General features: G+C 66.0%; 11 protein-coding genes and 1 tRNA gene. 9 read left to right on the plus strand and 3 right to left on the minus strand.

Translation table 11 applies throughout. The features are described 5' to 3' along the window. Nucleotide 1 precedes the first annotated feature (1 nt). Nucleotides 2-1,918, minus strand: a complete 1,917-nt coding sequence (locus AB3347_RS04565; protein WP_369090603.1) for a diguanylate cyclase — start codon at nt 1,916-1,918, stop codon at nt 2-4. Between the two features lie 265 nt (nt 1,919-2,183). Here AB3347_RS04565 and AB3347_RS04570 point away from each other — a divergent pair, with 265 nt between their 5' ends. The 9 genes from AB3347_RS04570 (at nt 2,184) to AB3347_RS04610 (ending at nt 12,151) form a co-directional block, all read left to right on the plus strand. After that, nucleotides 2,184-2,564, plus strand: a complete 381-nt coding sequence (locus AB3347_RS04570; RefSeq protein WP_369090604.1) for a YbaN family protein — start codon at nt 2,184-2,186, stop codon at nt 2,562-2,564. Between the two features lie 165 nt (nt 2,565-2,729). Then, complete coding sequence (locus AB3347_RS04575) at nt 2,730-3,704, plus strand: MBL fold metallo-hydrolase (protein WP_369090605.1); 975 nt, start codon at nt 2,730-2,732, stop codon at nt 3,702-3,704. Nucleotides 3,705-3,724: 20 nt separating this feature from the next. Beyond that, entirely contained in the window at nt 3,725-4,036 is a 312-nt protein-coding gene (locus tag AB3347_RS04580; RefSeq protein WP_369090606.1) for a hypothetical protein, read from the plus strand. 295 nt (nt 4,037-4,331) lie between these two features. Then, on the plus strand, nt 4,332-6,677 hold the full coding sequence (locus AB3347_RS04585; protein ID WP_369090607.1) for a PAS domain S-box protein: 2,346 nt from the start codon (nt 4,332-4,334) through the stop codon (nt 6,675-6,677). Further along, entirely contained in the window at nt 6,674-7,309 is a 636-nt protein-coding gene (locus AB3347_RS04590; protein ID WP_369090608.1) for a response regulator, read from the plus strand. The genes AB3347_RS04585 and AB3347_RS04590 overlap by 4 nt, the downstream gene beginning before the upstream one ends. A 417-nt stretch (nt 7,310-7,726) precedes the next feature. After that, nucleotides 7,727-8,254 carry a chemotaxis protein CheW gene (locus AB3347_RS04595; RefSeq protein WP_369090609.1) on the plus strand — a complete coding sequence of 176 codons (528 nt, stop codon included), beginning with the start codon at nt 7,727-7,729 and terminating at the stop codon, nt 8,252-8,254. A 3-nt stretch (nt 8,255-8,257) separates the two neighbouring features. Then, nucleotides 8,258-9,961, plus strand: a complete 1,704-nt coding sequence (locus tag AB3347_RS04600) for a methyl-accepting chemotaxis protein (RefSeq protein WP_369090610.1) — start codon at nt 8,258-8,260, stop codon at nt 9,959-9,961. Between the two features lie 248 nt (nt 9,962-10,209). Beyond that, a complete protein-coding gene (locus AB3347_RS04605; RefSeq protein WP_369090611.1) occupies nt 10,210-10,851 on the plus strand; it encodes a hypothetical protein in 642 nt (213 codons plus the stop codon). A gap of 205 nt (nt 10,852-11,056) precedes the next feature. Further along, nucleotides 11,057-12,151: an HAF repeat-containing protein gene (locus tag AB3347_RS04610; protein WP_369090612.1), complete on the plus strand. Its 1,095-nt coding sequence runs from the start codon at nt 11,057-11,059 to the stop codon at nt 12,149-12,151. Between the two features lie 101 nt (nt 12,152-12,252). Here AB3347_RS04610 and AB3347_RS04615 read toward each other — a convergent pair. Then, nucleotides 12,253-12,331: transfer RNA gene (locus AB3347_RS04615), tRNA-Ile, on the minus strand. Between the two features lie 122 nt (nt 12,332-12,453). Then, nucleotides 12,454-14,706 carry an RNA polymerase sigma factor RpoD gene (gene rpoD / locus AB3347_RS04620; RefSeq protein WP_369090613.1) on the minus strand — a complete coding sequence of 751 codons (2,253 nt, stop codon included), beginning with the start codon at nt 14,704-14,706 and terminating at the stop codon, nt 12,454-12,456. Nucleotides 14,707-14,837 lie beyond the last annotated feature (131 nt).

Consider the following 14,837-nt stretch of genomic DNA (forward strand, 5'->3'; position numbering starts at 1 on the left):
CTTAATTTGTCCGGCCCGACACCCGGCTGCGCCCATGCGACTTGGCGTCGTACATCGCCAGGTCGGCGGCGCGCAGCAGGGCTTCGGCATCCATGGCGTCGTCCGGGAACAGCGCCACGCCCAGGCTGCCCGAGATGCGGTGCACCAGTGCGCCATCCTCGAAAGGCAGGTTCAGCTGGACCAGGATGTTCTCCGCCACCTTGGACGCCTGCTGCAGGCTGTCGCAGCGCGGCAGCAGCACCACGAACTCGTCGCCGCCGATGCGCGCCAGCGTATCGGACTCGCGCAGGCCGGCGCGCAGGCGCCGCGCCACCAGCTGCAGCAGGCGGTCGCCGGCCGCATGGCCGTAGGTATCGTTGACCGGCTTGAACTTGTCGAGGTCGAAGTAGACCAGCGCCACCTTGTGGCCGTCGCGGCTGGCCGAGCGGATCGCCTGGCGCAGGCGGTCGCCCAGCAGCACGCGGTTCGGCAGCCCGGTCAATGCATCCTCGTGCGCCATGCGGCGCATGCGCGCCTCCTCGTGCTTGCGGGCGTCGATGCTGGCGAAGGTGCCGACCATGCGCAAGGGCATGCCCACGTCGTCGCGCTCGCTGATGGTGCCGCGCGCATCGATCCAGCGCCAGTCGCCGTTGCGCAGGCGCACGCGGAACTCGGCCGCGAGGTCGCCGGTGCGTCCTGCCAGGTGCTTGCGCAGCTGGGTGCGCAGTTGCGGCAGGTCGTCGGGATGGACCATGGTGTCGAGCGCGCTGCCGTACCACGAGATCATCGCGCGCTCGGTGTCGAGGATGCGCTGGGCGCGCGGCGACAGCGTGGCCAGGCCGGTGACCAGGTCGCAATCCCAGACGCCATCGCCGCTGGCGGTGAGCGCCAGCTTCCAGCGCGCCTCGGCGGCGCCCAGGGCTTTCAGGGCGCGGCGGCGGCGGTCGGTGGCGCCCAGTGCGGCCCAGCCGAGCAGCGCCAGCACCACCGACACGGCGGCGCCCGCCCAGCTGAGCACCGCGCGCTGCCGGACGAAGCGCGCCTCGGCGTCGAGCACGGCTTCGCCCACGGACACCACCAGGCCGTACTCGGGAATCCTGTGCCAGGCATACTGGCGCTCGACGCCGTCGACCTGGCCGGCGCGGCGGAAGCTGCCGGTCAGGGTGCTGTGTTCGCCGAACGGATTGTCCTTCAGGACGATGCCCATGCCGTGGTTCTTGCTGCCGCGCCGGCTGCGGGCGATGAGGGCGCCATCCTGGCGCACCAGCGCCACCACGGCCCGGGGGCCAAGGTCGATGTCCTCGTAGAAGCGCACGAAATAGTCGGGCGAGACGGTGGCGACGATCACGCCCTGCAGCCGCCCGCGCGCATCGCGGATCGAACGGCTGAACTGGACCGTCCAGGCATCCGTGAGCGGGCAGATCACCGGACGGCCGACGTAGATGCGGTCGTCGCCGATGCCGAGGTGGGCGCGGTAGCCGGCCATCGTGCCCAGGTCCAGCCCCACGTGCGCGGGACCGGTATTGGTGTAGGCCACCCTGCCCCTGGCGTCCAGTACCGTCACCTGGATCGGCAGCCGGTGGCGCAGCTGGCGCGCATGTTCGCCGACGACTTCGGGGAAGTCGGCGCGGTCGCGCTGCCAGGTGGCGCGCAACTGCAGCAGCGACAGGTCGACGATGCCGACCGTGGCGCGCACCTCCTCGGTGAACACGCGTGCATAGTTACGCAGGTCGCGGCTGCTGCCCGACTTGGCGAGCGCGGCGAAACGCGCCTGCTCGACCGCCACCAGCCCCCATACGATCGGCAGCATCAAGGCAAGATAGATGGCCAGGTCGCGCAGCACCCGCGGCCGGAAAAAGCTGAGCAGGCGGCCGTGCTGCGAGGGCTTGGGGGCCGGCGACGCGGACGAGGGGGTGGACGACGGGATGGACGAAGACATGGGCGACGGGTGCGCGGCAACCGGAAAGTGCAAACCAGGCGAAGCCGGGCGTCATGCCTGCGCCTGCAAGATGGTGGAGCGCGCCCTTCGTGAACGCATCCATTATACATATAGTTTCCTCCTGGAACTTATTGTTGCCTAGAATTTGATGGATTTGATGCCGATGAGCAACAGCGAAAGAATATTTCATATTTGATTAATTGATGAAATATTATTTCACTACCGCGCCTGCGCCAGCCGTCATGACGCATGCTAGAGTGACATCATGAAACCGTTCTATAACCTCGTCGGCGCCCTGGCGGTCTTGCTGGGAATCCTCGGCCTGTTCCTGCCGCTGCTGCCCACCACGCCCTTCCTGCTGCTGGCGTCCTGGTGCTTCGCGCGCGGGTCGGAGCGCCTGCACGGCTGGCTGCTGTCGCACCGGGTCTTCGGCGAGTACCTGCGCAACTTCGAAGCCGGACGCGGCATCCCGCTGAAGGCCAAGATCGTGGCCACGCTGATGTTGTGGGCCTCGCTGCTGGTCACGATGCAGCGCCTGTACGAGACCCGCGGCCCGGCCCTGCCCGCCCTGCTGGCGCTGGTCGGCGCCGGCGTCAGCCTCTACCTGTGGCGCTTCCTGCCGACGCTGCGCCTGGAGCGCCGCTGAGCGCACTCAGGAACAGCCGCGCCGCAGGCGTCGCGACAAGTGCATGCAGGCGCCTTCGCTTGCGATACCCATTGAGCGCGATCAAATCGACGCCTCGTTGTAGGGATGGCGGATAATGGCTTACCGACCAGTTCATCTCCGTCCACCCCAGCAGCGGCACAGTACATGGAAATCCAGTTCCTCGGCACCTCTTCCGGCACCCCGACCAGGACCCGCAACATGACCGCGATCGCGGTCCGCACCCGCGGCGCGCGGCACTGGTCGCTGGTCGACTGCGCCGAAGGCACGCAGCACCGGCTGCTGCGGACGAACCTGTCGCCGGTGAGCCTGCGCGCCATCTTCATCACACACCTGCACGGCGACCACTGCTACGGCCTGCCCGGCCTGCTGGCCAGCGCCGGCATGCTCAACCGCACGGAACCGATGACGATCGTCGGCCCGCCGGCGCTGCGCGGCATGATCGAATGCATCATGGCAGCCTCGGAGCTGAGCCTGCCCTACCCGATCGCATGGGTGGCGATCGAGGACCTGGCGCATACCGACATCCTGCCCGACCTGCGGGTGCGCGCCACCCGGCTGTCGCACCGCATCGATTCGCACGCCTACAGCTTCACCGAGGCGCAGGTGGAACGCAAGCTCGACATCGACAAGCTGAAGCTTGGGGGCATCCCGTCCGGGCCGGCCTGGGGCGAGATCCAGCAGGGCCGCAACGTGGTGCTGGCCGACGGCCGCGCCGTGGTGGCCGAACACTACCTGGCGCCGCCGCGCCGCGCGCGCAAGCTGATCGTCGCCGGCGACAACGACACGCCGGAACTGCTGGCGCCCGAGGCCGCCCACGCGGACCTGCTGGTGCACGAAGCCACGTACACGGAAGCGATCCTGCACAAGGTCGGGCCCGGGCCGCAGCACAGTTCGGCCGCGATGGTGGCGCGCATGGCGCAGCGGGTGGCGCTGCCGCACCTGATCCTGACCCACTTCAGCCCGCGCTACCTCGACCCCACGCCCCACCGCGAAGGCGCCCTGAGCCTGGACGACATCGAGCGCGAAGCGCGCGAACACTACCGCGGCAGCCTGGCGCTGGCGCGCGACCTGGCCAGCTACGAGCTCAGGAAGGACGGCAGCCTGCATCTGTTGCCGTAAGCTCGGGCTACAATCCCGGCATGCCCAAGAAAACCCCCATCTTCCCCGGACCGAACACCGCACGCGGCGCCGTGCTCGCCGTGCTGCTGTCGAACGAAGACCAGCTGGGCGCCGAACCGCTGCGCGGCCGCATCACCCTCGCCGCCATCGTCCGCGCGCTCAAGCGCAAGTACCACTGGCCGATCGAGACCGAGAGCTTCCCTTCCAACAGCGCGGACGGCCGCGCCACCTGGGCCACCGTATACAGCCTGCCGCCGGAAGTCATCGCGCGCGCCCTGAACGCCGGCGGACGCGACTGGCTCAAGAGCCGCAAGGCGGGCGGCGCAGCCTGACATCCGGCCCGCACGCGCCTTGCAGCGGCGCATTGCGATTCCCATTTGGCAACAAACATGGTTATTTCGCAATTTTTGATGTAAATCAATTTTTGTTTAGTAGTTATGATGCATAGTCGCGTCCGAGCTGCATTGCACCGGCAGGTGCATCGCTCGACGCAAGCATGCCTCGCCCCTGTGCCTGGCCATCGCATACTCTCACCGCTGAGCCATTCGGTTGCCGTAGCCGCCATCCACCATCGTCGTGCCCACACCTGCGTTCCCCCGTTTTGCTCGCGAGCACATCGCACGCCTGATGTTCACGTCCGCGACCTTGCTCGCTGCGGGACTCGCCGTCGTCGCGCTCCCTGGCTACCATGTAGCGGCGCTCCTGCCGATCGGGACGGGAGCCTGGCTGATCCATCGGCACGTGCGCGCGCTCCGTGGCCGCCTGGCGCGCGCGCATGCGCGCCTGGACGCCATCCTCGACAATGTACCGAGCGGTGTCATCCTGCTCGACAGCGAAGAGCGGATCATGCTGGCCAACCGTACGGCCGCCGGCCTGTTCCGCCACGGCGACGCCAGCCTGGAGGGCATGCATGCCGGGCGGCTGTTGTCCGGCCCCGGCGGCGGCGCAGGCACGATCCGCAGCGGAACGCAGGAACTGTCCGTACGGCGTGCCGAGGGCGAAGCCCGCCAGCTGCAGGTGACGGCCAGCGATGTCCTGCCGAAGCTTGCATCCGGGAGAATCCTGATCGTCCAGGACCTCACCCAGCGCAGTGCCGGCAAGCGGCTGGAGCAGGAACTGCGCCACAACGAAAAACTGCTGCGCGACATTCTCGATGCCTTGCCGGTCGGCGTTTGGGTAGCCGATGCCGGAGGCCGCATCCTCATGGCCAATCCGGCAAGCGCGGTCATCTGGGGGAGCGAAGTCCCCGGCAAGTTCTGTGTCCAGGAAAGCGGCGGGCGCTGTCACGCCAGCTGGCAAACGCCCCTTGCGGCAGGCGGCCGGCCGGGTTTCATGCCGGCCCCGGGCGACGGCGACAGCCTGCACCCGCAGATCGTCACGCTGGACTGCTTCCACGGCAGGCGCAAGACCATCCGTTACTCGGTGCTCCCGTTGCAGCAGGGAGACGACGGCCATGCCGGTGCGGTGCTCGTCAGCGAAGACATTTCGGTAGCGCGCGAGGCGGAACTGGCCTTGCGACGCAGCGAGGCCAGCCTGGCCAATGCCCAGCGCCTGGCACGCATCGGCAACTGGGAACGCGATATCGCAACGGGCAGGCAGTTCTGGTCCGACGAAATGTTTCGCATCTGCGACATGGAACCCGGCGGCACGCCGCCGGATTTCCTGTCCCAGCTCGCGTTCATTCCGGAAGAAGACAGGCAACGGGTCAGGCGGCTGGCCGAGGAAGCGAGCCTGGGCACGAAGCCCTACGACATCACTTACCAGGCAATCCTGCCGAGTGGGGCCCGCAAGGTGTTCCACTCGCTCGCCCAGGTGGAGCGCGACGGGCTGGGCAGGATCGTCCGCGTGCGCGGCACCTTGCAGGACATCTCCGAGAAGAAGCAGGCCGAAGAACTGCTGCGCAAGCGCGAACAGGAATTCCGGGCGCTGGTCGAACATTCGCCGGACGTGATTGCCCGCTTCGACCGCGAGCTGCGCTGCGTGTACGTCAACCCGGCGCTCAAGCGGGCGACGGGTTTGCGCCCCGAGCACCTGATCGGCAAGGCGCTGCAGGACAGCCCGGTCTTCGATGCCGCCGCGACGCAATGGCGCGCCGCGATCAGCCGCGTCTTCGGCAGCGCCATGCGCGATTCGTTCGAGTTCGCCTTTACGCGGGCCGCGCGCGTGCGCCATTTCCAGGTGATGCTGGTGCCCGAGTTCCGGAACGACGGAATGGTTGCCAGCGTGCTTGCCATGGCGCGCGACGTGTCGGCGCTCAAGCGCGACGCGGAAGCGCTGCGGCAGTCCAGGCAGCAGCTGCGTGACTTGTCCGCGCATATGGAACAGGTGCGGGAAGAAGAACGGAAATCCGTCGCCCGTGAAGTGCACGACGAACTGGGCCAGGCGCTGACGGTGCTGCGCATGGAGGTGTCGCTGCTGCGCGTCCATCATGGGCAGGATAATGCGCCCCTGCTGGAACGGATCGAATCGATCAAGCAGGGGATCGACCGGACCATCCATATCGTGCGCCACGTGTCGGCGACGCTGCGGCCGGTCGCGCTGGACCTGGGCCTGACCGCCGCCCTCGAATGGCTCACCGAGGATTTCCGGAATCGCTCCGGAATCGATTGCCGGCTGCATGCCGGGGCGCGCGACGTCGTCCTGGGCGAGAGCGAGGCCACGGCACTGTTCCGGATCGCCCAGGAGTCGCTCACCAACATCCTGAAACATGCAGGGGCGACCGAAGTCAGGCTGTCCTTGCGCATGGCGAAAGGCCGGGTGCGCCTGGAAGTGCGCGACAACGGCATCGGCTTTTCGCCGGCGGCGCCAACGGCCGCCCCGACCTATGGCCTGGTCGGCATACGCGAACGCGCGGCGATGCTGGGCGCAAGCGTGGACATCCGGAGCGCCCCCGGAAACGGCACGCGCGTCATCGTACGCCTGCCACTCAGTAACACGACAACAGGACAAGCCATGGGAGCTCAGCATTCATGATCAGGATTCTCATCGCCGATGACCACAAGATCGTGCGCCAGGGCCTGAAGCAGTTCATCGCCCTCGCACCGGATCTGCAGGTGGTAGCCGAAGCAGCAACCGGCCAGGAGGTCGTGGAAAGCCTGGCGCGCAGCACCTGCGACGTGCTGCTGCTCGACCTGGCGATGCCCGGCCTCAGCGGCGTCGAGCTGATCAAGAAGATCAGGCAGGCGTCGGCGCCGCCGCACATCCTGGTACTCAGCATGCACAACGAAGGGCAGGCGGTTTCCCGGACGCTCAAAGCGGGCGCGGCCGGCTATCTGACGAAAGACAGCGATCCCGAAATGCTGATCACCGCCATCCGCAAGGTGGCCGGCGGCGGCCGCTATATCGATCCGTCGCTGGTCGACAGGATCGTGTTCGACCAGGCCCTGGGCGACGACCGGCCGCCGCATAGCCGGCTGTCCGACCGCGAGTTCCATGTCTTCCAGCGGCTGTTGGCCGGCGACTCGATCAATACCATTGCCGACAACCTGTCGATCAGCGCCAAGACCGTCAGCACGCACAAGCTGCGGCTGATGCAGAAAATGCAGATGGAAAGCATGACGGAACTGATTCGCTATGCTGTGCAGCATCAGCTCATGACGGTGTAGGCCAACGCGGCCTTGGCGGTGTCCACTGCCCTGGTCGCAGCCTGCCTGTGAAAAGTGATTTACCTAAGGAAATCCTTACAGCCAGGACTGCCCTATCCCGACATGAAAATCATTTCAGGCTGACTGCGTTCCCGAGCCGGAACCGTCAAGATAACAGCCAATCGCGACCACCGGTTACCCGCCGGTCGAGGGCACGCATGCCTGGTCCAACCGTGGCCGGCATCGCCCGCATGCAGGGAGCGCACCGCCGCATACCGCATTCCTGCCGCACACAATCATACGAAGACGGAACGACTCGCCTTATCCGCTGCGGTACGGCGATACGCGTCCGCACACGGGGCACGGTCGATCCCGATCATACTCAACCGGAGACTGTCTTGAATTTCATGGCAAAGCAGGATTGCAGCGAGGGCGCCGATGGATAGCACCGCCGCCCAGGATAGAAAAACAGAGGTGCTCGCGTTCAAGCTCGGGAGCGAAGAATATGGCATCGACATCCTGAAGGTGCAGGAAATACGCGGTTACGAACGGGTAACGCGGCTCGCCAGCAGCCCCGCTTTCGTCAAGGGTGTCATCAACCTGCGTGGCGTGATCGTGCCGATCTTCGACATGCGGATCCGCTTCGGCCTCGGCACGCCGTCCTACGACGAGTTGACGGTGGTGATCATCCTGCATCTCGGCCATCGCATCATGGGCATGGTGGTGGACAGCGTATCCGACGTCATCTCACTGTCGCCAGAGCAGATCAAGCCGCCGCCTCCGGGCGCCCACCTGCATGGAGAGCACCTTACCGGCATCGCTACCGTGGATCAGCGCATGCTGATCCTGGTCGATATCGACGCCCTCATGTCCTCCTCCCAGGAGTTCTCCAGCGACACCTCCGCTCCCGCCTCGCCTGCGGCCGGCGACAACCGTGAACACGCAACCGCCCTTACCTCGAGCTAAGACATGTTAAACAACCTGACGATCAAGACCCGCCTCGTTATCCTGACCGGCTTCCTGTCCCTGCAACTGATTCTCGGCGGCGTCATCGGCCTGGTCAGCCTGGGCCAGGCGAATGGCGCCCTGGAATCCGTGTACGACGACCGCCTCGTTCCGCTCGGCCAACTGGACCAGGTCATCCGCCTGCTGAACATCAACCAATTGAACATCGCGAAGTCGCTGGCGAGCGATCCGGCCGGCGTCGAGCACAACCTGGCCGAGATCGAGTCCAATGTCCAGATAAATTCCAGGATCTGGGACGAGTACATGGCAACGCGCCTGACCCCGGATGAAAAACGGCTGGCCGAGGCCTTCGCCCAGCACCGCAAGGCCTTCGTGACGGAAGGACTGCTGCCGGCCATGGCCGCACTGCGCGCCCAGGACGCCAGGCTTGCCGCCGACATCATGAATGGCAAGATGTCCGTCCTGTTCCAGCCCGTGCGTAAAAGCATCGACGAACTGATCAAGCTCCAGCTCGATGTCGCCAAGACCAATTACGAAAATGCGCAGAGCGTGTACCGGGTGGTACTGGTGGCCTGCAGCCTCGGCATCCTGTTCGGGCTCGTCGTGGCGGTCGCCCTCGGCGCCTGGATCATCCGCTCGATTTCCAGGCCCCTGGAGTCGGCCGTCCAGATCGCCGGCGCAGTGGCTGCCGGCGACCTCACCCGCGAGATCCGGGTGGAATCGACCAACGAGATCGGCCGGCTCATGCAAGCCCTGAAGGGCATGAACGACGGACTGGTGACCATCGTGGCGCAGGTACGCGCCGGCACCGACACGATTGCCACCGCGTCCGGCCAGATCGCCGCGGGCAACCTCGACCTGTCGTCGCGTACCGAAGAGCAGGCCTCCTCGCTGGAGGAAACCGCCGCCTCCATGGAGGAGCTGACCTCCACGGTGAAACAGAATGCCGACAACGCAAGGCAGGCCAACCAGCTGGTGGCCTCCGCATCGGGCATCGCCCTCAAGGGCGGCGAGGTCGTCGCCGAGGTCGTGAACACGATGGAAGACATCAACGAATCGTCGCGCCAGATCGTCAACATCATTTCGGTCATCGACGGCATCGCCTTCCAGACCAACATCCTGGCCCTGAACGCGGCGGTGGAGGCGGCGCGGGCGGGCGAGCAGGGCCGCGGCTTCGCCGTGGTGGCCTCGGAGGTGCGCAACCTGGCCCAGCGCTCCGCATCGGCGGCCAAGGAAATCAAGGAGCTGATCGGCAGCTCGGTCGAGAAAGTGGATGCGGGCAGCAAACTGGTGGAACAGGCGGGCGCCACGATGAACGAGATCGTGGACAGCGTGCGCCGCGTCAGCGACATCATGGGTGAGATCACCGCGGCCAGCCAGGAGCAGAGCGCCGGTATCGAACAGGTCAACCAGGCCATTGCGCAGATGGACCAGGTGACCCAGCAGAATGCCGCCCTGGTCGAGGAAGCGGCCAGTGCGGCGGACTCGATGCAGCACCAGGCCGCAAGCCTGGCGCAGGTCGTCAGTGTCTTCAAGGTCGGACAGGACGCCGCCGCGCGGCATGCCCCAGCGCCGCTGAGCGCGCCCGCGGAGGCAAGCGCCAGGCCGGCTCCGGCGCGGGTGGCGCCCAGCACCCGCAAGGCCCTCCCGGCGGCGTTGCGCACCAGCGCCGCCAGGGAAGACAGCGAGGAATGGACGAGCTTCTAAGCGCACACGGCAGCGGCGGGCACGCGCATGGCCAGTCGGCCTTGTCGATCGTTCACCCGCCGCTGCGCGCTTTCTTTCATGACATTCGGCGCCCATGCTGATCGAATCGGCATGCGTCGCCCGCTGTGCCCGATGTGCCTTGTGCGGCGCCAAACCGGCAAGAGCTCGACGGCGTAGCTTGATCGATGGGCGCGCTGGCCGGCGCAAGCCTTTTCGTCAAGGAGATTGCCGTGAGGATGCAAAAATGCTTGAGCCTTGTCCTGCCTGCGCGCGCCGAACGGCAGCTACCCGCTGATCGCCGCGCTGCCTACCCGAACCCGACCACCCAGGTGGAGGCGCTCAACAACCGCAACCAGGTCACCGGAGAATCCGGCGAACTCATCCTTCCGGAAATCCAGTTCCACGCTTTCGTGTGGAGCAAGGGCGTGACGCGCCAGCTGGGCGACTTCGGCTACGCCCCCAACGATGGCCTGGACATCAACGACCGCGGACAGGTGGCCGGCTACACCTCGACGCCGACCTTCCGCGAGGCGCTCGCCACCGTCTGGACCCATGGCCGCCCCACCCTGATCGACACGCGCCCGGCCAGCAGCTACCGGTTCAGCTCGGCCGAGGGCATCAACAACCATGGCCACGTGGTCGGCAACGCCAACCAGATCGGCCCCTTCGTCTACCGCGGCAGGCGCATGGAGAGCCTGAACGCGCTGATCGACCCGAAGTCGGGCTGGAACATCACCTTCTCGCGGGCGATCAACGACGCCGGGCAGATCGCGGCCGACGCGGTGCGCAACGGCGTGCAGTACGCGGTACGGCTGGACCTGATTCACCCGCATGCGCTGGGAACGCCGCTCATCGAGGCCGACGACCAGGCAGAGAACGAGACGCAGTGAGCCGGCGCCGCCTGCCGCAGCATCGAACCCCACACGCGCCGTGGCGGTCCGAGTGTGTCAGGCGCTGTGGCCACATGCGTCTGCGGTCGGGTGGCAGCCCTGGCGGCGGGCTCCATCCGGCCTCGGGCAGCCATCGCTTGCCCTTTGCCGCCGATTCGTGGAGCTCGTCATGGACACACGCGCTCGTATATCACGCATGCCGGGCATGTCCCGCATGTCCCTGCTCCTGCTCTCGTTCACCCTGGGCCTGGCCAATGCCGCCCCAGCGTGCCCCGAATACCGGGTAACCATCGTCGGCCCGGCGGGCAGCGACCCTACCGACATGAACCAGGCCGGCGCCGTGGTCGGCTTTACCCCGGCCGGCGACACCAGCTCGCGCGCTTTCGTCAACTATGGCCACGGCCCGCGCGACCTGGGCCTGCTGGGCGGCACCAGCAACCGGGCGGCGGTCATCAACGACAAGGGCGAGGTGCTCGGCAACTGGCGCACCAGCGCCGGCCAGGTCCGCGGCTACGTCTACTTCCGGGGCAGCTTCCGCCTGCTCAATCCGATCCCCGGCCGCCTCACCAGCTACGTGGACATCAACAACGCCGGCTACATCCTCGCGCACGGCAGCCTGCCGGCCGGCGACGGCCCCCTCACCTACCTGCGCGCACCGAACGGCAGCTACCGCAACATCGGCACGCGGCCCTTCGAAAACGCCATCACCCAGGGCGAGGCACTCAACAACCGCAACCAGGTCACCGGCGAGTCCGGCACCTTCATCCTTCCGGAGATCCCCTACCACGCCTTCATCTGGAGCCGCGGCACGATGCGCCAGCTGGACGACTACGGCGACACGCCCAACTACGGCCTGGACATCAACGACCGCGGCCAGGTGACCGGCACGGCGGCGGTGTCCGGCGGGATCCACTCCCGGGTGGCCACCCTGTACAGCAACGGCCGCCTGATCGACATCGACCGGCGCCCGGCCACCGCGGAGCGCTTCAGCACCGGCCAGGCCCTCAACAGCCACGGCCACGTCGTCGGCAACAGCAACCACCTGGGCGCCTTCGTTTACCGCGGCAGGCGCATGGAAAGCCTGAACGCGCTGATCGACCGCAGCACGGGCTGGGACATCAGCTTTCCGGTGGCGATCAACGATGGCGGGCAAATTGCGGCGCGCGGCGTGCGCAAGGGGGTGAAGTACGCGGTCAGGCTGGATTTGATACGGCCGCATGGGTTGGCGGCGCCGGCTATCGAGGCGGATGAGGGGGAGGAGCCGGCGGGTGATGCCCAGGTAGGGGAGCCGACGCAGTGAAGAAGTGAAGCCGAGTTGGCGCGGTGGCAGGCTGTGCGCCGCGCCAATCGATGGCTTGGGTGTTGGCTAGATACGGTGCTATACGGCTTGCTGGAGAAAAGTGGTAGGCCTCCCCGGAGTCGAACCGGGCACCAACGGATTATGAGTCCGCTGCTCTAACCAGGCATGAGCTAGAGGCCCAGAAATCGGGACAGTGGCTAGAAAGAACGTTCGCCACCCGCTTCAGCGGCGCGGAACCGTGAAGCAGAGTGGCGAGAGGATATTGCTTTTAGTACAGGTCCGTCAAGGATAGCTTACAACAATCAGCTGCTGCCCTCGAGGAAGCTCTTCAGCTTGTCCGAGCGCGACGGGTGGCGCAGCTTGCGCAGGGCCTTCGCCTCGATCTGGCGGATGCGCTCGCGGGTCACGTCGAACTGCTTGCCGACCTCTTCCAGCGTGTGGTCGGTGGACATCTCGATGCCGAAGCGCATGCGCAGCACCTTGGCTTCGCGCGGGGTCAGCGAATCGAGCACGTCCTTCACCACACCGCGCATCGAGGCGTGCAGCGCGGCGTCCGAAGGAGCCAGCGTGTTGTTGTCCTCGATGAAGTCGCCCAGGTGCGAATCGTCGTCGTCGCCGATTGGCGTCTCCATCGAAATCGGCTCCTTCGCGATCTTCATGATCTTGCGAATCTTATCTTCCGGCATCTCCATCTTGATGGCGAGGGTGGCCGGATCCGGTTCGGCGCCGGTTTCCTGCAGGATCTGGCGCGAGATGCGGTTCATCTTGTTGATGGTCTCGATCATGTGCACCGGAATACGGATGGTGCGCGCCTGGTCGGCGATCGAGCGGGTGATGGCCTGGCGGATCCACCACGTTGCATAGGTCGAGAATTTGTAGCCGCGGCGGTATTCGAACTTGTCCACCGCCTTCATCAGGCCGATGTTGCCTTCCTGGATCAGGTCGAGGAACTGCAGGCCGCGGTTGGTGTACTTCTTGGCGATCGAGATCACCAGGCGCAGGTTGGCCTCGGTCATCTCGCGCTTGGCCTTGCGCGCCTTCATTTCGCCGGCGGCCATCTGCCGGTTGATGTTGCGCAGGTCCGGTAGCGGCAGCACGACGCGGGCCTGCAGGTCGATCAGGCGTTGCTGCAGTTCCTTGATGGTCGGGATGTTACGGCCCAGGATGGCGCTGTAGGCGTGGCCGGCGTTCACTTCGCCGTCCACCCAGTCCAGGTTGGTTTCGTTGCCCGGGAAGACCTTGATGAAGTGGGCGCGCGGCATGCCGCAGCGGTTCACGGCCACGTCCAGGATCTGCTTCTCGATGTGGCGCACTTCGTCGACCTGGCCGCGCAGCGTGTCGCACAGCTTCTCGACCACCTTGGCGGTGAAGCGGATGCCCAGCAGCTCGTTGGAGATCGCGTCCTGCGCCTTGACGTAGGCCTTGCTGTTGTAGCCGTCCTTCTCGAAGGCCTTGCGCATCTTGTCGAACTGGTCGGCAATGTTGCCGAACTTGCCGAGGGCGGACTGCTTCAGGGCTTCGAGCTGCTCGGCCGAGTAGCCGGCCGCGCCCGAGGCGCTGCTGCTCTCTTCTTCCTCTTCCTCGGCGTCTTCCTCGTCGTCGCTGTCCTCGTCCTCGTCGTCGGTCGCGGTCGGGGCCACGGCGGTCGGCGAGGTCTGCTCTTCTTCTGCCGGGTCGACCATGCCGTCGACGATCTCGTCGATCTTGATCTCGTCGCGCTCGATCTTGCTGGCGGCGTCGATGATCTCGGCGATGGTCACCGGGCAGGCCGAGATGGCCTGGATCATGTCCTTCAGGCCGTCTTCGATGCGCTTGGCGATCTCGATCTCGCCCTCGCGCGTGAGCAGCTCGACCGAGCCCATTTCGCGCATGTACATGCGGACCGGGTCGGTGGTGCGGCCGAAGTCGGAGTCGACGGTGGACAGCGCCGCTTCGGCGGCGGCCTCGGCTTCGTCGTCGCTGGTGACGTTGGGGACGGCGTCGGACAGCAGCAGGGTTTCGGCGTCAGGGGCGTGCTCGTAGACGGCAATGCCCATGTCGTTGAAGGTGCCGATGATGCCTTCGATCGCTTCCGGATCGACGATATTGTCCGGCAGGTGGTCGTTGATCTCGGAATACGTGAGGAAACCGCGCTCCTTGCCCGACTTGATCAGGGCCTTGAGCTTGTTGCGGCGGATCTCGAGCTCTTCTTCGCTCGCTTCGGTATCCGACGAGAACGCATCCTTGAGCAGTGCTTTTTCCTTGGCCTTGCGGTCCTTGGCCTTGGCCTTGTCCGCGGCTTTCAGTTCGGCGCGCTCGACCGCGTTCAGCGCGGCGATCTCGTCGTTCTCGGGCGTGAATTCTTTGGGCTTGCGACCACGGCGCCCTGGCACCTTGACGGATGGCAGGACGTAGCCGGACGTGTCGATGGCGGCCAGTGCGGCCGCATCGGTCGTCGCGTTGACCGGTGCCGGGCTCGCCGTACGAACCTCGGCCGTGTCTTGACCTTTGTCCACCTTGGCGGACGCTCTCGTGGTTTTTGCAGCCACTTTGGTTTCGGGTTTCTTGGTTGGCACAGGCGCTTTCGAAGTCACAACGACTAACTTTACGATGGTTAAAGATAAAGTTTTGTTACCTTACATCACCCTGCAGACAACATTCTGTTGCCTCGCTAACTGAAACTCCACGCCGCGATTGAAACGAAAAA

This window comes from Massilia sp. X63 (assembly GCF_041023745.1).
Taxonomy (GTDB): Bacteria; Pseudomonadota; Gammaproteobacteria; order Burkholderiales; family Burkholderiaceae_D; genus Telluria.

Excerpts from the sequence above, each read along its gene's own strand:
- AB3347_RS04565 (WP_369090603.1), bottom strand. The coding sequence starts at position 1,918 with ATGTCTTCGTCCATCCCGTCGTCCACCCCCTCGTCCGCGTCGCCGGCC.
- AB3347_RS04570 (WP_369090604.1), top strand. The coding sequence starts at position 2,184 with ATGAAACCGTTCTATAACCTCGTCGGCGCCCTGGCGGTCTTGCTGGGA.
- AB3347_RS04575 (WP_369090605.1), top strand. The coding sequence starts at position 2,730 with ATGGAAATCCAGTTCCTCGGCACCTCTTCCGGCACCCCGACCAGGACC.
- AB3347_RS04580 (WP_369090606.1), top strand. The coding sequence starts at position 3,725 with ATGCCCAAGAAAACCCCCATCTTCCCCGGACCGAACACCGCACGCGGC.
- AB3347_RS04585 (WP_369090607.1), top strand. The coding sequence starts at position 4,332 with ATGTTCACGTCCGCGACCTTGCTCGCTGCGGGACTCGCCGTCGTCGCG.
- AB3347_RS04590 (WP_369090608.1), top strand. The coding sequence starts at position 6,674 with ATGATCAGGATTCTCATCGCCGATGACCACAAGATCGTGCGCCAGGGC.
- AB3347_RS04595 (WP_369090609.1), top strand. The coding sequence starts at position 7,727 with ATGGATAGCACCGCCGCCCAGGATAGAAAAACAGAGGTGCTCGCGTTC.
- AB3347_RS04600 (WP_369090610.1), top strand. The coding sequence starts at position 8,258 with ATGTTAAACAACCTGACGATCAAGACCCGCCTCGTTATCCTGACCGGC.
- AB3347_RS04610 (WP_369090612.1), top strand. The coding sequence starts at position 11,057 with ATGTCCCGCATGTCCCTGCTCCTGCTCTCGTTCACCCTGGGCCTGGCC.